Source organism: Paenibacillus sp. CR_12 (genome assembly GCF_041953985.1).
Taxonomy (GTDB): Bacteria; Bacillota; Bacilli; order Paenibacillales; family Paenibacillaceae; genus Paenibacillus_AQ; species Paenibacillus_AQ lautus_A.
On record NZ_JAVFHO010000001.1, the window covers coordinates 715,661 to 736,351 of the forward strand.

The 20,691-nt window shown below is 50.7% G+C and carries 14 protein-coding genes; 10 read left to right on the forward strand and 4 right to left on the reverse strand.

The window, feature by feature from the left end; translation table 11 throughout:
- The first annotated feature begins 4 nt into the window (after nt 1-4).
- From RB297_RS03200 to RB297_RS03235, 8 genes are all read left to right on the forward strand, one after another.
- Complete coding sequence (locus tag RB297_RS03200; RefSeq protein WP_375119712.1) at nt 5-1,654, forward strand: response regulator; 1,650 nt, start codon at nt 5-7, stop codon at nt 1,652-1,654.
- Complete coding sequence (locus RB297_RS03205; RefSeq protein ID WP_375119713.1) at nt 1,647-3,899, forward strand: glycosyl hydrolase family 95 catalytic domain-containing protein; 2,253 nt, start codon at nt 1,647-1,649, stop codon at nt 3,897-3,899. The genes RB297_RS03200 and RB297_RS03205 overlap by 8 nt, the downstream gene beginning before the upstream one ends.
- A 106-nt stretch (nt 3,900-4,005) precedes the next feature.
- Nucleotides 4,006-6,336, forward strand: coding sequence for a helix-turn-helix domain-containing protein (locus RB297_RS03210; RefSeq protein ID WP_213578410.1), 2,331 nt, complete (start codon nt 4,006-4,008; stop codon nt 6,334-6,336).
- 150 nt (nt 6,337-6,486) lie between these two features.
- Complete coding sequence (locus RB297_RS03215; protein ID WP_375119714.1) at nt 6,487-8,154, forward strand: extracellular solute-binding protein; 1,668 nt, start codon at nt 6,487-6,489, stop codon at nt 8,152-8,154.
- Nucleotides 8,155-8,241: 87 nt separating this feature from the next.
- On the forward strand, nt 8,242-9,210 hold the full coding sequence (locus RB297_RS03220) for an ABC transporter permease (protein WP_176502390.1): 969 nt from the start codon (nt 8,242-8,244) through the stop codon (nt 9,208-9,210).
- Nucleotides 9,211-9,222: 12 nt separating this feature from the next.
- Nucleotides 9,223-10,113, forward strand: a complete 891-nt coding sequence (locus RB297_RS03225) for a carbohydrate ABC transporter permease (RefSeq protein ID WP_192572057.1) — start codon at nt 9,223-9,225, stop codon at nt 10,111-10,113.
- Nucleotides 10,114-10,130: 17 nt separating this feature from the next.
- Nucleotides 10,131-11,255: a glycoside hydrolase family 88 protein gene (locus RB297_RS03230; protein WP_375119715.1), complete on the forward strand. Its 1,125-nt coding sequence runs from the start codon at nt 10,131-10,133 to the stop codon at nt 11,253-11,255.
- Between the two features lie 183 nt (nt 11,256-11,438).
- Nucleotides 11,439-13,673, forward strand: coding sequence for a chondroitinase-B domain-containing protein (locus tag RB297_RS03235; protein ID WP_375119716.1), 2,235 nt, complete (start codon nt 11,439-11,441; stop codon nt 13,671-13,673).
- Between the two features lie 65 nt (nt 13,674-13,738).
- Here the strand turns inward: RB297_RS03235 and RB297_RS03240 are convergent, their stop codons facing one another.
- The 4 genes from RB297_RS03240 to RB297_RS03255 are packed head-to-tail and all read right to left on the reverse strand — an operon-like array spanning nt 13,739 to nt 17,921.
- Complete coding sequence (locus RB297_RS03240; protein ID WP_375119717.1) at nt 13,739-14,974, reverse strand: Ger(x)C family spore germination protein; 1,236 nt, start codon at nt 14,972-14,974, stop codon at nt 13,739-13,741.
- A 30-nt stretch (nt 14,975-15,004) separates the two neighbouring features.
- Nucleotides 15,005-15,214: a CLC_0170 family protein gene (locus RB297_RS03245; protein ID WP_096773560.1), complete on the reverse strand. Its 210-nt coding sequence runs from the start codon at nt 15,212-15,214 to the stop codon at nt 15,005-15,007.
- A complete protein-coding gene (locus RB297_RS03250) occupies nt 15,211-16,305 on the reverse strand; it encodes a GerAB/ArcD/ProY family transporter (RefSeq protein ID WP_375119718.1) in 1,095 nt (364 codons plus the stop codon). The genes RB297_RS03245 and RB297_RS03250 overlap by 4 nt, the downstream gene beginning before the upstream one ends.
- A 2-nt stretch (nt 16,306-16,307) precedes the next feature.
- Nucleotides 16,308-17,921 (reverse strand): spore germination protein, encoded by a 1,614-nt coding sequence (locus tag RB297_RS03255; RefSeq protein WP_375119719.1) that lies wholly within the window; start codon nt 17,919-17,921, stop codon nt 16,308-16,310.
- 171 nt (nt 17,922-18,092) lie between these two features.
- On the opposite strand from RB297_RS03255, the gene RB297_RS03260 reads away from it, so the two are divergent.
- Nucleotides 18,093-18,758: a GntR family transcriptional regulator gene (locus tag RB297_RS03260; protein ID WP_096773563.1), complete on the forward strand. Its 666-nt coding sequence runs from the start codon at nt 18,093-18,095 to the stop codon at nt 18,756-18,758.
- Between the two features lie 19 nt (nt 18,759-18,777).
- Complete coding sequence (ilvD, locus tag RB297_RS03265) at nt 18,778-20,469, forward strand: dihydroxy-acid dehydratase (RefSeq protein ID WP_375119720.1); 1,692 nt, start codon at nt 18,778-18,780, stop codon at nt 20,467-20,469.
- Nucleotides 20,470-20,691 lie beyond the last annotated feature (222 nt).

Genomic DNA, 20,691 nt, shown 5'->3' on the forward strand with positions numbered 1-20,691 from the left:
GACGATGAGCGTTATATCGACAACGATATGTTTCATTGACGATATTCAGAGCGTGGTCGACGGCATATCCAAGCAAATCAGCTGGGAACGTCATGGGATCACGGTATGCGGAACGGCCATAAATGGAGAAGACGGATTGAACCTGATCACAACAAGCAAACCGGATATCATCGTGACCGACATTCGAATGCCGAAGCTCGACGGTTTGGAATTGACCCGGCGCGTCAAAGAATTGCTGCCGCGCAGCAAGGTCATCTTGATGACGGGTTTCAGTGATTTCGAATATGCGAAGCAAGCCGTTCAGCTTGGAGCGTTCAACTTGATTACCAAGCCTTTTTCGCTGGCCCATATTGAGGAGATTGTTGTAAAGGCCAAAGAAGAGATCGAGGCGCTGCGAAACCAAGAGCATCATATCGCTGATTTGGAGCAGCGGGTTCAAGAGAGTATGCCGTTTCTGCGTCAGGAATTGTTTGCATGGCTGCTGCATCATAAGGTGAATGAGCAGGAAGCGAAGCAACGGTGGGAATATGTTAAGCCTGATTTGGAGCCCAGGCATCTGCTCGTTATGATTCTTGAAATCGACGGTTATGACGACAAGTATCGGGATTCGCCGATGAACGAACTCGAGCTTGCCAGGTTCGCGTTGAAAAATATTACGGAAGAAACCATCGCTTTATATACTAGGGGACTGGTATTCCGGGACTCGGCAAACCGTCTGGTAGCGGTGTTGAATGCGCCGTTATCAGATTCAGCGGCAGCAATAGCGGAGGCGTGCTGTCACCATGTGAGCGTATATACATCTTTAACGGTATCCATAGGAATTGGCAGAATCGTTTCGTATATCCACGACTTGTATGCATCGTATGATCAAGCTTTGCATGCACTGTCGTATCATTTCTATACCGGCGGCAATGCGGTTATCTCCTATGAAGAGGTGGCTAACACGGAAATGTCCTTGCCGCGCAGCATTCGAAGTGCAGAACAAGAGATGGTGTACGCAATACAATCCGGCAACGTCAGTCAAGCCATAATGAGACTCGATCACATCCTCGACGAGTTTAAGGACAGGATACCGCTTCCCAAACCGGAATATTTCATCAGCCTATATTATGAGCTGGCATATATGATGCTTCGGGCGATACAAGAGAAGGTACCGATGAATGAATTGGCCGATTTGAGCTCGATCGTTCGGGAAGGAAGGGTGAGCTCCGAGAGATCCTTGGCGGACATGAGAAGGGTGCTGCATCACATCGTAACGCTGGGCTGTGAACGCATCGAGAATCAGAGCCGTTCCGCGGCCGTGAAAATCATTCAGGATGCCATTCAATATGTAAACTCCAATTTGGATCAGGACATCAGCCTTAGTGCTTGCGCGAAGGCGGTTCACCTGAGCCCCAGCTATTTTGCCGGCTTGTTCAAGAAAGTGACGGGGATGGCATTTAGTCATTATGTTACCCAGATACGGATCGAGGAGGCTAAGCGTTTGCTCTTGGAGGATCGGCCGATCCAGGAAATTGCAGAGTCTCTTGGTTATGCGGAGCGCCGTTATTTTAGCGACGTTTTCAAAAAGTATACGCAGATGACGCCATCGGGGTTTAAGCAGGCGCACCTAGACAACAACTTTCCATTGCAAAAGGAGGGAGTTCGTGAATAGCCGCATTGAGGAAGCCATTGATTGGCCGGTGTTTATGTCCAGGCACGACATGTTATGGTCGACGCGTCCGATCAGCTGGGATGAAGGGGCGTTTCTTGGAAACGGCATGCTGGGCGCGATGATGTATAGCGAGGAACACCGGGATAAACGGAACGTGCTGCGCTTTGTGCTTGGACGGTCGGATATCACCGCATCACGCCCGGGTAATCGGGATTTTTCGGTACGCGTGCCCATCGGCGAGCTCGCTTTGGAGCTGGAGGGCTGGATTTATCAGCCCTGCGAAATCCGATTGGATTTATGGAATGCTGAGCTTAGAGCGGTTATACCGACAACCAAAGGGGAGGTCAGGATTCGCGCGCTGATTCATGCAACGGCTCCGGTACTTCTTGTGGAGCTGGACGCAGATGAAGGGGAACACGATGCGAAGCTGAAGTGGTACGCTTATCCGGAGGTTGACCCCGTATTGAAGAATGCGGACGGGATTAATCTCAACCAGTTTATTCCCGAAACCACTGTTCAGCATTTGAAATCCGGCGAGATATCGATCGGCGTCCAGGAATATGGAAGCGGGGAAGGCTGCACTACAGCTTGGCTTACATGCCGCCCTGATCCGACCGAACGAAAGTTGGGGAAATGGAACAGGCAAACCTGTATCTTAACCGTCATGAAAGGGGTGGATAATACCGTTCGCGATCAAGCGGTTCAAGAGCTTCGGGCTGTCCCCCTCTCAACCATCGGTTGGGAAGCTTGGCTGCATGCCCATCGCCAATGGTGGCATCATTATTACCCGGAGAGTTTCATATCCATACCGGATACGCAGCTGGAGAGCTTTTACTGGATTCAGATGTATAAGCTGGCTTCTGCGACCCGTGCGGACTCACTCCCTATCGATAATCAAGGTCCGTGGCTCACTTCCACGCCATGGCCGGGGTTATGGTTCAATATGAATGTTCAGATGAGTTATTCCCCAATCTATACGGCGAATCGTCTCCATCTCGGCATGTCGCTGATTCGCTCATTGCAGGAGCATCAGGAGCAGCTGATCCGAAACGTTCCCAAAGCCTACCGTAAGGATTCGGCCGGACTCGGCCGGAGCTCCAGCTATAACCTGCACAGCCCGGTCACGGATGAAGTGGGGAATTTAACGTGGGTCATGCATAACTGCTGGCGTCACTGCCGTTATGCCATGGACGACAATATGCTGCAAGACGTGGTCTATCCACTCCTGCGGCGCAGTGTGTGTTTATATTTGCATCTTCTTGAGGAAGGGCAGGACGGCCGACTTCATTTACCACCGACGGTTTCGCCTGAATACGGCTCCTTCAAGCAGTTGAAGATTGCCGATGCCCATTATGATTTAGCCCTGCTGCGCTGGGGATGTGAAACCTTAATCCGCATCACGGATAAGCTCGGCATTCATGATTCACTGCATGATCGCTGGCGGGATGTCCTGGACCGATTGGTACCCTTTCCGGTCGATAGTTCCGGTTATATGATCGGCGAGAATCAGCGCTTGGATTTTGGACACCGGCATTTCAGCCACCTGCTGGCAGCATTTCCGCTGCAACTCGTAGGCGATACCGAAGAGGAGAGGGAGCTTATCCTTCGCTCGCTCCGCCATTGGATCGGACTTGAAGGAGATTTGCGCGGATTCAGCTTCACCGGAGCAGCCTCGATTGCAGCCATACTCGGACTAGGCGATGAAGCATTGGCGTATTTAAGAAGCTTAATGCATCTCATCAAGCCGAACACCATGTATAAAGAGGCGGGACCGGTCATCGAAACGCCGCTCGCGGGGGCGGAGTCGATCCATGATATGCTGCTCCAGAGCAGAGGGGAGCGAATCAGCGTTTTCCCCGCTGTTCCTGAGGAGTGGCCGGAGGCGGTATTTCATCGGCTGCGGTCGGAAGGCGGCTTTCTTGTGAGTGCTGTTCGGGAGGAGGGGCGTACCGCTTGGATACATATTTGCAGTCTTGCGGGTGGATCGTGCCGAATCGCAACGGATATGGTTTCATCACCGGATGCCGGCTTGGTATTGGAGATCGGGGGCATGTCCACAGTATGTCCGATCCAGGCTGACGGATGGATCCATCTGGTTATGCAGGCGGGAGAAGAAGCTTATATATACAGCGATCATTGGAGCGGATCTTCGCCTTTCAAGATCTCGCCCATTCCTGCAGAGAAGGGGAAATGCAATATGTTCGGCAGCCGCAAGCCATGGAGGCTGTACGGAATTCCCCGTTAACCGTATAAATGCCGAAAGCCAACTACAGATCTAGTCCGAAGAGCAGCCTTATCCCCATCAAGGCTGCTCTTATCATAAACAGCAGGTGATAAGGAGGAATAATCGCATGTTCAGCACCCTTCGCAAATATAACCGCAGCGTCATTACGGCATGGCTGTTCTCTTATATTACCGTATTAATGGTGCCAGTCCTGATCAGCTTTGTACTCTATTCGATCTCGTACCATCAAGTGAGGAGCGAAACCAACCGGGCAAACGGGTTACTTCTTCAGCAAATGGAAATGTCCATTGACAGCAAGCTGAAGAGCCTTGAGCGATTAAGCCTGGAAATTGCGTTAAACAAGGAGATTTCTGCATTTTCCAGCGTGGAGCTCCCGCTTCGCGATCCTCAATATTATGATGTGTTCAAGATATCCGAAAGCCTGCGAACGTATAAAAATGCGAACGATTCCATCGAAGATATATACGTCATGTACCTGAACAGCGATACGGTTATATCAACGTTTGATCACACGAACGGCAGGGGCCTCTATCAAAAGCTGAGACAGCCGGACGACACCTCCTATGATCAGTGGACGGATTTTTTCGAGCAAAGATATGTAAACGGTTACAAGCCCATGGTGTTTAATGACGGCATGGAGAGCTTCCCGGTTGTCGTGTTCGCCCATTCCCTCGTATTCAACTCTCCGGCCCAGCCTTCGGCCGTTGTCCTGTTCTTGATCAAGGATTCGAAACTAATCGAGAGCGTTCCCCAGCAAAAGGGTGCCAATATGTTCATTATAGATGCGGAAAGCCGGTACATCGCTGCATCCGACAAGGATCTGGCCGTACCTGCAAATCTGCGTTATGAACATTTGCAAGGAGACAGCGGAATGATCTATATGAAATCGGATGCGGGGCAGACCGCGCTTTCCTATATTACGTCCCAAGTCACCGGCTGGAAATATGTATCGGTACTCCCGGCGGCTTTGTTTAATGAGAAAATGAAAAATTTACGCCTTTTGACATGGCTCAGCATAGCCCTATGCCTGATCATTGGAGGCTTGGTCACGGGATTGTTATTACGCCGAAACTATATGCCGGTTCAATTGATGCTGCACAGTTTATCCAAGCAATTCGGCCTCAGATTTGACCGGGGGGCCAATGAATACGCATTCCTGGAGGGGGCGATTCAACATCAATTCCATGAAAAAGCAGATATACAAACGCAGCTTCGCAAACATGGCAATACGATTCGAGCTCATTTGCTGCGGCGCCTCCTGAAGGGGTACGCCGATCATGATCAATCGCTCCAGAGCGCCCTCCCGGCCCACGATATCCGGTTTCGATCGGAGCGATCTGTCGTCATGCTGATATCGATCGATCATTTTGGCAAGTTTGAGCAGTTTGGCATCCGTGGGCTCCCGGATCAGAAGCAGCAAATGCTCTATTTCGTGCTGACGAATGTCCTTGAGGATACGGCATCCAATGAAGCGGTCGCTTTTACGACGGAAATGAACGATGTGCTTGCTTGTATTGTTAACTTTAGAGCGGAAATCCCTGAGGAGCAGGAGCTATCCGTTCTGAACCGAATGCTGGCCGAGGTCCAGGATTTCATGGGCAAACATATCGAAACGGAGCTTACGCTGGCCGTAGGACAGGTCCATACGGGCTTGCACGGCATCGCTCAATCTTATCAAGAGGCTCTAACCGCGCTTGAGTACCGCATTGTGATAGGGAGCGGCCAGTTTATCCAGTACAGCGATACTCTGATGAGTAAAGGTAAGCAATCCCACCGTTTCTATTATCCTCTAAGTGTTGAGCAGCAGTTCGTTTATGTGGTGAAAAGCGGGAACTACGACAAAGCGGAAGCGATTCTTGAAGATATTTTTCAAGCCAATTTTACCAAGCACCCGGTTTCGGTTCCACTTGCCAAATGCCTGATGTACAACTTGGCAAGCACGATGCTGAATACCCTTGAAGAAGTGAAGGCGGGAAGCAAGCGAACATGGGAAGACCATTACATTGAAGTGAATCCATTGCTCGAGTGCGATCATGTTCCGGAGATGAAGGATCGGATGAAACAAATGCTCGGGGATGTCTGCGGATGGATTCTGGCCGAGAAACGGGATCATCATCGTTATTTCATCGAAGATGTCCGGCTGTATATCGAAGAGAACCTTTATGACCCGAGTTTGAATATTTCGATGATCGGCGATGCTTTTCAGCGGACTCCGTCTTACGTTTCGAGACTCTATAAGGATTACACCGGAGAAACCTTGCTGGATTCCATCAACCGTCTTCGTGTGGCTGAGGCGAAAGAACTGCTGGCCCATGGGAAACTTACCGTAAATGAAATCGCGGGCCGGGTCGGTTACGCGGATGTCAGCACATTTCTGCGAATCTTCAAAAAATTCGAAGGCATTACCCCCGGAAAATACCAGAAAACCGCGCTATAAACCGGATTTTGAGATGGCGAAACATCGATTTTTAAGAAATTGCCTGCGATTTTAGATTTTGTCTATGTTAACGGATTCGGTTTTATTGAACAATGACATCGGATAGGTCGGCAAGACCGCCGATCTGATCCTTATCCTAAAATCGGGGGAATGATGATGGTACATCGTATGCTGGCCAAAGACAGCTTGCTGAGAAATTTGAAGTCAGGATTGACCGCCGTATTGTTAACTAGTTTGCTGCTTGCGGGTTGTTCGTCAGGGAGTAAGGAGAATACGCCGGAGGCAAAGCCGAACGACGGCGGGAAGGATGCGTCAACCGCAATCGGCTCATCGTATCCGCTGAACACAACCGAAACGATCACGTCTTGGGAAATCTTGAACATGAATGCCGTAACCTTCTATTCCAATCTTGCGGATACACCGTTCGGGAAGGCGCTTGTCGACCAAACGGGAGTGCAGGTCGAGTACATTCATCCGAATGATCAGCAGACCACCGAGCAATTCAATCTGATGATTGCCTCCGATGAGCTTCCGGACGTCATTGAATATGATTGGACCGGAAGAAGTGCGGGCTCTTATCCGGGCGGACCGGAGAAAGCCATCCAGGACGGCGTGATTCTGGAACTCAATGATCTGATTGATCAATATGCGCCCAACTTGAAGAAAAAACTCGAAGCGGACCCGACGCTTGATCGCATGGTCAAAACAGACAGCGGCAAGTATTATGTATTTCCCATGATCCGCAATCCGTCCGGGCTCGTCTTCCGCGGGCCCATGATCCGCCAAGATTGGCTGGAAGAGCTTGGGCTGCCCGTGCCGACGACCATAGAGGAGTGGGAGAAGACGCTAATCGCCTTTCGCGACGAAAAAGGAGCCACTGCGCCGCTTAGCGTGACGTATACCGGCGGAAATTTTGAGATTCGCGATGCCTTCATCGGAGCTTACAAGACATCGAACTCCTTCTATGTAGATGATGAAGGAAAGGTAAAGTATGGTCCTATGGATCCGCAATACAAGGATTTCCTGGCCTTGTTCCGCAAATGGTTCGCGGAAGGGTTGTTTGACAAGGATTTTGCGCTCACCGATACGAAAGCATTGGATAACAAGATCTTGACCGGGCAGACCGGGGCCACGGTACATCTCCTCAGCGGCGGCATGGGCAAATGGATGGACGCCATGAAGGAGCAGGATCCGAAATTCAAGCTGGTCGGCGCTCCATATCCAACGCTCAATCCGGGCGATATTCCCTTTATCGGACAACGGGACTTCAAGTACAATCCGGGACCGAGCAAGGCCATCACAACGGCTGCCAAAAATCCCGAGCTGATCGTACGCTGGCTTGATTATGCTTACAGCGAAGAAGGCTCGTTGCTCTATAACTTTGGCATTGAAGGGGAGAGCTATGTGATGGAGAACGGCGCTCCGGTGTATACCGATTTGATTAAAAACAATGAGAAGTACAGTCTGCAGCAGATGGTATCGCAGTATTCCAAGCCGAATGGTCCATACGAAGCGGATGAACGTCGGAACTGGAATACGTTCCCCGAGCAGGATGAGGCCGTGAAAGTATGGTCGAAGACGGATGCCGAGAAGCATATACTGCCTGGCTTCCTGACGCCAACCGCCGAAGAAAGCAAGGAGCTTGGCAAGATTCTAACCGAAGTAAGCAACTATAAAGAGGAAATGTTTGTCAAGTTCATTGTCGGCAAGGAGCCGATGGAGAGTTATGACAAGTATGTGGAGCAGCTCAAGAAGCTGGGTATTGAGCGGGCGGTTGAAATCTATCAAAGCGCACTGGATCGATACAACAGCAGATAACGAAATCATAACGCGTGGGGAATGGAGCGGTTCATTCCCCCGATAACTTGTTACTTCAATAGACCGTACATGAGGAGTGAGAACGGCATGGCGAAACTTCCGCCTCCGACACGCACGTCAATTCCTTCAAACACGGCAGGACTGAATCCTCGAAAATGGGGCTTGCTGAAGGACATTAGCAAAAATCGTTTCCTATACATCATGTTGATTCCGGTACTTCTATATTTCGCGGTTTTTCATTATTTTCCGATGTACGGGGCGTCCATAGCTTTTAAAGAGTTCTCCCCACGTCTTGGTATCATGGGAAGTCCATGGGCCGGCTGGGAGCATTTCGAATCGTTTTTCAACGGCATTTACTTCTGGCGAGTTGTCAAGAATACGCTGTTAATCAGCTTTTATGAACTGCTCTTTGGCTTTCCGGCCCCCATTATATTGGCGCTCCTGCTGAACGAAATCAGAAAAACCGCTTTCAAACGCACGGTTCAAACCATAACCTATATGCCGCATTTTATTTCGCTGGTCGTTGTTTGCGGCATCATTAAGGAATTCACGATGAGTGACGGGTTAATCAACGATATCATGGCCTTTTTCGGATGGGAACGGGTCTCCCTTCTGCTGGAATCCGAATATTTCCGGACTCTTTTCGTAACCTCCGGAATTTGGCAGAACATCGGCTGGGGGACCATCATCTACCTTGCCGCCTTGGCCGGTATCGACCAAGAACAATATGAGGCCGCGAAGATCGATGGAGCCAACCGGTGGAGGCAAATGCTGAACGTGACGCTGCCGGGGATAATGCCAACGATAGTCATTCTGTTCATTCTTGAGATCGGCAGGCTGATGAACGTCGGCAGCGAGAAAATCATTCTGCTCTATAACCCGTCAATCTACGATACCGCAGACGTCATTAGCTCCTATGTGTACCGGGTCGGGCTGCAGGAATTCAATTACAGCTTCAGCTCGGCAGTAGGGCTGTTCAATTCGGCCATCAATTTCACGCTTGTCATCGGCTCAAACTGGCTGAGCCGCAGGATGAACAAAACCAGCTTGTGGTAGGAGGTGAAGGGAATGGAATGGAGAGCAGGGAATCGATCGGTCGGCGAAAAGCTGTTTGATATGTTTAATTACGCCTTGTTGACCATCATCACATTATGTACGTTGTATCCATTGATCTACGTGCTGTTTGCTTCCTTGAGTGATCCAACCCGTTACATGCAGCATTCGGGGATTCTGTGGAAGCCGCTGGATATGACGTTTAACGCTTATCGGCTCGTGTTTGATAATCCGATGATTATTCAAGGATACATGAATACGTTCCTTATCGTTTCCGGCGGCTTGGTGCTTAATATTACATTGACCGCGTTCGGAGCGTATGCACTGTCCCGGAAGGGATTGCGATATCGTAAGCAGCTGATGCTGTTTATCGTATTTACGATGTTTTTCAGCGGCGGCTTGATTCCCCTGTATTTTACAGTAAAAGGCTTGGAGCTAACCAATACGCTGTGGTCTTTAATTATTCCACAGGCCATATCTGCTTTTAATCTGATAATCATGAGAACGGCTTTTGAGGCGGTGCCGGATAGTCTGGAAGAATCGGCCAAGATCGACGGAGCCAATGAATTTGTCATCTTATTCCGAATCATGATGCCGCTCTGCATGCCGGTTATCGCCGTCATGCTGCTGTATTACGGCGTCAGTCACTGGAATTCATGGTTTCAGGCCATGATCTATCTGCAGGATCGCTCCTTGTATCCGCTGCAGCTCGTCCTGCGGGAGCTGCTGCTTCTGAACGATGCAAGTTCTATGGCAAGCGGTGCGAGCGGCGGGGAAGTCGCCGTCATCGGCGAGACGCTGAAGCATGCGACCATTATCGTGGCGACGGTCCCGATTCTGCTGGTTTATCCGTTTCTGCAGAAGTATTTCGTGAAGGGCGCTCTAATTGGTGCCATTAAAGGATAGCGATAGGAGGATATAGGATGAGTAAAATAGAGACCCGCCCTCAACTCGACTTGGATACGTGGTGGAATGGTGCTCGCATGAAGGTGGACCGGATATTGGCCAGAAAGCCAGATCTTGCACCGCATGCGGCCAAGGACGGAGAATACGACGGTTTGACGTTGGATAACTGGATCTCGGGTTTTTGGCCGGGAATGCTGTGGATTGTTTACGATATGACCGGAGATACGAAATATCGGAAAGCGGCGTGGGACTTTGATATTCGGATGGAGCGCTTGACGCTGGAAGAAAGCCGCTTTCACCATGATGTGGGATTTCAGTATTTGCCGACATCCGTCATGAAATACAAGTTGACCGGCGATGCAGACGGCAAAAGGCGAGGGCTTGCGGCTGCCAACTTTCTGGCCGGGCGGTTTAACCTGGCCGGCCAATACATCAGGGCATGGAACAAGGATCTTCCGGGATGGGCCATCATCGATTGTCTCATGAACTTATCCCTTTTGTATTGGGCTGCCGAAGAAGGAGAAGACCCTCGATTCCGCCACATCGCAAATGCCCACGCAAACATGGCATTACGGCATATGATTCGTGCCGATGGATCCACCTGCCATGTTGCCGTATTTGATCCGGAAAGCGGAGAGCTGCTGGAGTATAAAGGCTGGCAGGGCTATGCCCCGGATTCCTGCTGGTCCAGAGGGAATGCGTGGGCGTTGTATGGGATGGCCAACGCTTACCGATACACGAACAATTTAAATTACTTGCAAGCCGCCAAGCAGGTAGCTCATCATTTTATAGCCTCATTACAAGAACATGGGGTCCCGCCATGGGATTTCCGCGTACCGGATCCCGAAACCGAGCCGTGCGACACTTCGGCCGCGGCCATTGCCGCTTCAGGATTATTGGAGCTGGCTGCCCTGACAACCCCGGAGATTGGCGCTGTGTACCGGAAAGCCGCTGAACGAATCATCGCGGTTTTGTCGACGGAGTATGCAGCTTTCCAGGCCCCTGAGCATGAGGGGATCCTGTTTGGCGGAACCGGCCATAAGCCGGCGGATACCAATATCAATGTATCGCTTATATATGGGGATTATTATTACATTGAGGCACTCGCGAAGCTTCGGGGCTGGGCCCATCGCGTATTCTGATCGGTTATCGGTACGTTAATATTCGAAGCGAGGTGAACGGATATGAGAACGTTATTCACCGCATTAAACCTACGGTCTCTCCGATCGATAAGTATGGGACTGGTTATAATCCAGTTGATCGGAACACTGATGATAACACCTTCAGAAGCCCAAGGGGCATTGAGTGATGCAGGAGGGAGCAGCATGAATCGGATCGAGAGCACGGTAACGGCTAGCAGCTACCAACCGGGCACGAATTACGTGCCGGGGAATGTGTTGGACGGGGTATGGGGCGAGGACGCGGAGAGCCAGCAAAGCCGCTGGTCCGCTTCCGGTCAAGGACAATGGCTGCAGTTTGATCTGGGCACGGAACAGACGGTCACGTATGTGAATATTGCCTTTTTGAATGCCAGAGAGCGTCTGTCCAGTTTTGAGATATCAGCTTCGCATACCGAAGATTTTCAATCCAGCACCGTTGTGTTTGAACGACAATTCAGCCGGCAGCTGCAGCCGGAAGACAGCCTCTTGCAAACTTATGTATTGCAAAGTCCGGTGAAAGCCAGGTATTTGCGGTTGATTGGATATGGCAATAACGCCGGCGGCAGCTCGGGAAACTGGAACAGCATCATGGAAGTAGAGCTTTATGCAGGGAAAGTGCCGGGTGAATCACCGGAAGAGCCGCCACCGCCACTTCCTCCCAACGCCGGCGAAGTGAAGGAGGAGGACGTGAAGCCCCCGGAGCTGAAGCGAGTTTCGGTTCGTACGGCGGAACAATTGCAGCAGGCGCTGGATCAGGCAGTGGCCGGCACGCTGATTGAATTGAAGGATGGGACCTATGAGCAGAACGGTCCATTTATTGTGAAGGATAAACACGGCTCTGCGGCCTATCCGATTCGGATAACCGGAAAGTCCGGCAAAGCCGTCATCAGCGGCAATAGTTACATGCACATTGAAAATTCAAGTTATGTTGAAGTCAGCGGGCTCACGTTCCGGAACGGGATCGGCGATGAGAATGGAATACAGACCTTGACTGACCGTGGGTTGGCACATCGGGCGCTTACGGGGGTACACCCGGGCATTCAATTGGAAAGCTCAAGCCGGATATCCATATTAGGCAACAGCTTTGCCTTGAATGAAACAGGTCAGCCTTATCGATTCGAGGCTCAAAACAGGAATGTATGGTGCCTGCTCGATGTCGAGGACAGCTGCCGGTACAGCGGTGATCAGTATGATCCGAATGGCGAAGTATATGAGGGGTTAACGCCATATGAAGATCCGAAGCTGATAACGGACAATGGCACGCACCGACATTATATCCGGGTCGAAGGAACTAGCAGCCATAACCGGATCGCTTATAATGATATCGGACCGAAGAAAGGTTTTGGCGCAGTCGTGATATATGATGGCGAAGGGCATAGCGGGCAGCATATATCGCAATACGATGTTATTGAATACAATTATTTTCACGGAATCGGTCCGCGGGTAACCAACGGGCTGGAGGCCATCAGGCTCGGTCTTTCCAGTACATCCCTCTCCTCCGGATATATTACGATTCAGCATAATTTGTTCGACGGGTTTCATGGCGAAGACGAAGTAATATCGGTGAAGAGCAGTGACAATATCATACGGTATAACACGATTCGCAATTCATACGGCGGGATCGTGTCACGACACGGAAACCGCAACAGCTTCTACGGCAACCATCTCATCGGCGATGGGGTGACACCGGGCAGCAGCGGGTTCCGGATATACGGCAACGATCACAAAATCTATAACAATTACATGGAAGGTCTTACGGATAAAGTGATTCGCCTTGATGGCGGAACGCATGACGGCGGGCCGGAAGGCAGTACGAATCCGGTGGTGCGCTGGGGTGGAAGCCAGGAACAAACCGCGAGGCTGGGGGACCTGCCGGCCGAGCAAAGGACTGAACTTCTGCGCGGACACTGGAGGCAGTACAACGTACAGATTTACAACAATACCATCGTGAATGTCGGCAACCAAACGACGGCCTTCAATCTCGGCGGCAGAACCTATCAACCCGTAGGAACTAAGATATACAACAATTTGATATTCAGCCATGCAAGTACGATATTCCATGAAACCGATGCGGTTATTCAAGCACCCGATCAGGAGCGGGTGGAGTACAAGGGGAATAAACTCGAGGGGAATGCACCGATCTCGAACAATCCGATCGTGGACAGAGAGATGGACAAACAAGACCTTCGTTTGGTGCGCAGCAAGGACGGACTTATCCGGTTATCCATCTATAGCCCCGCCGTTGACGCTGCCCTGGCTCCTTATGCTGCAGCGGAGGACATGGATGGACAGCTTCGGTATATCCCGGACGTAGGTGCAGATGAGTATGACTCAGGTAAACAGCGGTCCAATCCTCCGCTCACTGCCCGTGATGTCGGCCCGGACGCCTGGATAAAATAAAGCAGCGCCGTGGGGACCCATCGTGTCTGCTGATCCGCGTCGCCTGTCGCACGCATTCAGCGCCATCATTCGGCCTTCATGCCGACTCTTCGGACTTTCGATGTTACACGGAAATCAAAGGTTGTATGCTTATAAATTTCACTCCATTGATCTGCGGTTTTGACATGGCTATTCCAATAGGAAGGTTTTCTGGCTCGTACCAATTCGCCGAATCCGAAAATATCGGATTCTTTTTTTTGCGTTTTTTGGATTAGTCCGAGCATGAGTTCTTTAACGGATCGTTCATTCTCCCGAGCAATTTCCTCAAGAATATGCGAGTTATTGAGCGGGAGGGTTTCCGTGTTTTTCTCTTCGACATTCACTTCCGTCACTGCCGTGATCGTAAAATGAGGAAGCCCGTTCTTGATGTCTACCTTGATTTCCGATTCCCGGTTCGTTGCATGGATGGTGACGACCTGAGAGTCGTCTCCAACATGAATGATTCCGCGATAACCTGCCGGACTGATTCCCTTAATGACCAAGTATCCGGCAATTTCAAACGGTTTAGTCACGCCGACCAGTGTAGCACCTTTGAAAAAAGCCATGCCGCTGATTTCCACGTTATCGCCCTTCATGATTTGGATGTAAGGCAGAAATCCTTCCTGGCCCTTCTTCGACGAATTGTTCCAGAAGGTTCCGATATAGTCGCTCGGGAACTTGCCATGCTTAACGGCGTCGTCCAGCGTGGAGGACAAATACAATGCCGGGACGCGCTCCAGCTTCGGAGCTGCTTCCATCAGTTCTCTCGCTTTCCCTTTGGATACCATCAGCCAGGCCATACGGCGAACTTCTGCGTTTCGGTGAAGATAGTCGTTTAAATTCTCCATCCCCTTTCTGGCAAATTCTTCAGAAACGACGATGACACGGAGATGTCCAAAAAACAATTTGCCTGATATTTGCTGCTGGAGATTCATCATCGCATCATCGACGGTATGTCCCACAACATCAAGCACCCACACAGTTTCTTGGGCGCCTTCGCCTGAAGCACCGCCTTCGCCGGGTCCGAGCGGTATTCTGCCGGGAAGAGCGATTTGAACGGATAACTGGATCATTTCTTGTTTCGGTGCGGGATATTTCCCTCGAAGATGAGAAATTTCATCTTCACGAATCTCGGCATCCTTGCCGGCCGAGTCGATTGATATACCTAGAACGACCGCGCGTTCCTCAATCTCCATCCGATCCCAGCAGCCTGTTAGAAGTGAGCAGAGGAGAAGAAGGATCATGAATTTTAGGTTAAAGCCGGCGTTTACTCTCTTACTCATTGAGATCCTCCTGAACTCAGACATCTAAACTCACACGAAGACTTTAACAAGGACGATAACCAGAAACCAAACCGTTACGATACCGATATTGATCCAACCCAGCACGCGGGATACTTTTTTTTCCTTGGTCATGTTCGATTGTCTGTACTTATTCGTGTCGATGAACAGATTGAACAAGCCGCAGAAGAGCCAGATCAGAATGGCAACATCCAAATAACCGCTGTAAATTTCCCCGATCATTTGGCTGCACCTCTTTTTTTGCGCAGAATGGCGATGATCAGAAGGATTCCGGGATACGCGATAGTAATCAGCAGTCCATATTTGGATATCATGCCGTTCACTTCATTCAATTGAATCAAGCTCTGGGGCAGCATGGCCAACACGAACAGAAAGGGGAGGATGAAGAAGGACAACATCCCATGATCCGCTAACCGGAATAACTTGCTTATCGAGTAAAGCGTAAAGTAGTAACAAGAGAACAAGGAAGTAAAAACAGCCGTTACCCATACGGCTAGAAAGACTGCATCCAAGCGTTCCAGCACATTGGCAGGCAATGAAGTTGCTTTGGCAAGCTCCAGTGTCGGCCACAACAGCTTTTTGGTTTCCTCGGCTCCGAACACACCCACGGTGGCAGCCACGATCAAAATATACAAAGCGCCGGTTACTACCATGGCCCAAAGGCTGGACCGCATCGCTCTTTCAGGTTTGCACATGGCCGGAATGACCATCATCATAATAAAGTATCCATGGAACACGGTGGAGAGCGTAATAATGCCTGCCGGTATGCCTCCGGGTTCATTTCCCCATAGAGGGAGAACATTGACCAAGTCTGCATTTTTTAATGAAAGGGCGACGATCAAAAGCGCAGGTATCAGAATAAAGGGGCTGTAAAATAAGTGGATGTACGCAAAGGTCATAATATTTCGGCGTGAAGAAAATGCAGCCAGGAGCAGCATGACTAGCACCGTTACCTCCAGCGGTGTATTTTTCAGGACGGCCGTAACGACAACCTCACCGAATTCTCTGGCGACCAGAGAGGTCAAAACCGCAAAAAACGCAATCGAGACCAAGCTTGCGATTCGACCGAACCACTTGCCGATGATGACTTCGGTGTACTCCACGTACGAGTCATTCGGAAACCGCATGCCGAGCCGGGTCATGAAGAAAAGTCCGACAAACGCCAGCAGCATTCCCAAAAAAGTAACGAACGGAGCCCCGGCATCCGCAGCTTTGACCGCAGACAAAGGGAGTGCAAGAACGCCTACTCCCACGATGGTGCTGATCGTAATGGCAGAGGCTTGCAGAACCGTGATTTGGCGCTGTTCATTCATGGTTATCGACCTTTCTCGTCATTAGGTTGGACGGGATTCATGATATTGGTTGAGGAATGATCCACCTGCTCCTTCATTTGATCACCGAGCCTTGATGTGTCAAGCGGGTGGAGGAAGGAAGGCCTGTTCTTCATCTTCCACAGCGGTCCGCGAGTCAGAAGATCCCGCATGCCTTGAAAGTTGCCTGGGACGAATGGGCTTAGATACGGAACTCCGAACGATTTAAGCGACAAAAGATGATTGGCAATCAGGATGATGCCGACCATGACGCCGTACAATCCGAAGATCCCGGCCAATATGATCAGCGGAAAACGCAGCAGACGGAGCGCAAGCGCCGCGTTGTAGGCCGGCGTTGCGAAAGATCCGATGGTCGTTAATGCAATGATGACGATGGTAATCGGACTAGCGAACCCGGCAGATACCGCGGCTTGCCCGATGACGAGCACGCCGACAATGGATAATGCGCCGCCCACCTGCTGCGGCAACCGGATCGTGGCTTCCCGCAAAACCTCCATCGAAATTTCAATAACGAGCACTTCGACCATCGCCGGAAAAGGGACGCCTGCACGTCCGCCTGCGACGGCGACCGCAAATTCCGTGGGAATCAGCTCAGGATTAAAGGAGATAATCGCCACATACAACGAGGGAAAAACCAAGGAAAATACCAAAGCCACCAGGCGGGACAGCCGAATTGCGCTCATCAATAGAAATCGTTCGGTATAATCTTCGACTGTTTGATAGAACTGGCTGAATACGGTTGGAGCGATCAAGGCGAGCGGAGAACCGTCGACCAGAATGGCCACTCGGCCTTCCAGCAGATTCGCCACGACTTTGTCGGGCCGCTCCGTATACTGGATTTGCGGAAACGGAGACCAATGATTGTCTTCGATAAACTGTTCCAGATACCCCGAATCCAGCACGGCATCGATTTCAATGGCGTCCAGGCGCTTATTCACTTCTTTAACGATGCCGGGATTGGTGATGCCATCCATGTAACAGACCGCAACCTTGGATTTCGTTTTCGTTCCGATCTCCATGGATTTCACGCGGAAATCCGGCGTTTGCAGCCGGTAGCGGAGCAGGGAAATGTTGGTGCCGAGCGTCTCGATGAATCCTTCCCGGGCCCCGCGGATCACCTGTTCCGTCGCCGGCTGTTCTATTGAACGCTGCGATATTTTTCGTGTATCAATGATAATGGCCTCGTCCAGCCCTTCGATCGCTACGACAGACTGTCCCCTTAAAAGATTGTCGGTGAGCACGGAGATTTTTCGTTCCGCGTATCCTTCGCTGTGATAAAGCGTATCCTTCATCAAAGTGTCCATCAACGCATGGCGAGGGAGGTCTGAAACATCGAGATGGCGAGGGCCATATTTAAGCGGTCTTAATAAAGTATTATTAATGACGGCGTGATCCGTCATATCGGAGAAATAAAACAATACGGCCGGATGCTGCCCGAACACATGGAAGGGATGTATCATAAAATCGTCGTTATCGCCGAGAATTTTCTTGATTTCGGATGTGGTCTCTTCTAAGCTCTCCGATATGTTACGGCCATCTGAACTCGCATTATTTGAGTTACGGGATTGGTTTGAACCCGTCCATGTGGAAAATGGCATTGTTGTTTACACCTCACTTGTTTAAACGGTGGTCCTTAGCTGTTTGGATAGTTTGATTAAGTATTTCCTCTGTTTGTTATTTTTATCAAACGAAGCCCTCTAAGTATTGTATTTAATATATGAATGCGATATATTGCATATAACAAACTTAAAGAGTAAGGATGATGAGCCATGCCAGTTCCTAAGAATTATGTCTCTCCCGTACGGATGACCGCAAAAGAAAGAGCCTTCTCCCAAATTCAACGGTGGATTATCGATGGCACGCTTCAGCCCGGCGAGAAATTGCTCGACGCCGAATTGGCGGAATCGCTTGGCGTAAGCCGAACGCCCATCCGGGAAGCTTTTCAACTGCTTGAAGTACAAGGACTCGTGTCCACGCACCCCGGGAAAGAAACAAAAGTTACGGCCATTGAAAGGGAAGATATCTTTAAGATGTATTCGACCATGGCCGTTCTTCAAGCATTGGCTGCCGAAGTGACCACTACCATCATTGTTCCGGAGCAGATCCAGCAATTGCGGGCGATGAATCTGGATTTTGAAAATGCCATGAAGAGCGGGCAAGCTTATCAAGCCATGGAGTTGGATGAACAGTTTCATAATTTCATCGTGGAGCTGTCAGATAATCCTTATGTCGCTGCATATAGTGCCTCGCTTCAGATGCATATCCGGCGGTTTAAGTACGTGTTCTTAAAACAGCCGATTGCTGCCGCACAGGCTTCAGTCGATGAGCATGCCTCGATCATCAGCGCTTTCGAGCAGAAGGACGGTGATCGGGCTCAAGCTATGATGAAACAAAACTTCATGCGTCCCATGCAGGAACTACACGGGTTACTCTAAGTAGAGGGGAGAAGGAAGGATGACAAATAAAAAAGATTTACGCATTCGCAGTAAGGTAATCAGTGAGGGCGTCAACAGGGTACCGAACAGGGCGATGCTGCGGGCTGTTGGTTTCACGGATGCGGATTTTAAGAAACCGATGATTGGCGTAGCCAGCACTTGGAGCGAAGTGACCCCTTGTAATATGCATATCGACAAGCTAGCCATAGAGGCCAAGCAAGGGGTACGCAACCATGGCGGCGCTCCGCTTATTTTCAACACGATCACGGTTTCGGATGGCATTTCGATGGGGCACGGAGGCATGCTGTTCTCCCTGCCCAGCCGAGAAGCCATCGCAGATTCGATTGAGATCGTGACGGGGGCCGAACGTTTCGATGGTCTGGTGGCGATCGGCGGTTGCGACAAGAATACGCCCGCCTGCCTGATGGCAATCGGACGGATGAATCTTCCTGCGGTTTATGTTTACGGCGGTACGATACAGCCCGGGAAGCTCGATGGCAAGAACGTGGATATCGTCACGGCTTTCGAAGCGGTCGGGCAATATCATGACGGAAAAATGACGGAGGAGCAGTTACATAAGGTGGAATGCAGCGTCTGCCCGGGACCGGGCTCTTGCGGGGGCATGTATACAGCCAATACGATGGCCGCTGCGGCAGAAGCCATGGGGATGAGCCTGCCCGGTTCCTCTTCCACGCCGGCTATTTCACCAGACAAAGCAGCGGAATGCGCTGCGGCTGGAAGGCAGGTCCTCTCCTTGTTGGAGCAAGAAATCTATCCCAGGGACATCATGACCAAAAAAGCGTTTGAGAATGCGATAACCGTCGTCATGGCTTTGGGCGGTTCAACCAACGCGTTCCTGCATTTGCTTGCGATCGCTCATTCGGTTGGCGTAGATTTGACGTTGGACGATTTCGAGCGAATCCGTTTGCGAGTTCCCCACCTTGCAGACCTGAAGCCAAGCGGACGACAAGCCATGCAGGACTTAAACGAAGTCGGCGGCGTACCGGGCGTCATGAAATTATTGCTCGCCGAGGGGCTTCTGCATGGTGATTGTCTAACGGTCACAGGTAAATCATTGGCAGAGAATCTGGCGGAAGCTGCGCCGTTAGAGGGCAGCCAGGAAATCATTCGCCCCATTGATAAGCCGCTGAAGCCGAACGGGCCATTGGTCGTATTAAGAGGCAATCTCGCGCCAGAAGGTGCGGTCGCCAAAATGTCGGGTATGAAGAAGCTGCGTTTTGTCGGACCGGCCAAGGTGTATGACAGCGAGGAGGATGCAACCGAAGCGATCTTGAGAGATGAAATATGCAAGGGCGACGTGTTAGTCATTCGTTATTGCGGTCCTAAGGGCGGCCCGGGTATGCCGGAGATGCTGTCGGTCACGGCACTCATTGTAGGCAAGGGTCTTGGCGGAGAGGTTGCGCTGATTACGGACGGCAGATTCTCGGGCGGCTCGCATGGGTTCGTTGTCGGTCACGTAGCGCCTGAAGCACAGGTAGGCGGGCCGATCGCGCTGCTGAGGAATGGAGACATGATCACGATCGACAGCGAAACGCAAGAAATGACGTTCGACGTATCGGATTCCGAATTGGCTGCAAGGGCACAAGCATGGCAGCAGCCTCCACTCAAAGTTTCCACGGGCGTGTTGTACAAATATGCAAAATTAGTGTCCTCAGCATCGAGAGGCGCGGTTACCGACTCTGCAGAATAATGGAATTTCCAGCCCGAATTAAAGCTTATAGTCAATATCTCGGCGAAGACAGGCATCGGTCAGAAGGCCGAGTAATGTGAACGATGACGAAGAAACTGGGCAGCTTTGAGAACAAAACAGGGATGATTTCATCCCTGTTTGTTATTGTCCTGGCTCCCGTGGTCCTTTCGGTACTATCGTTCACATAGTGTTACATTTCAGTATGACTGCAATCACATATGC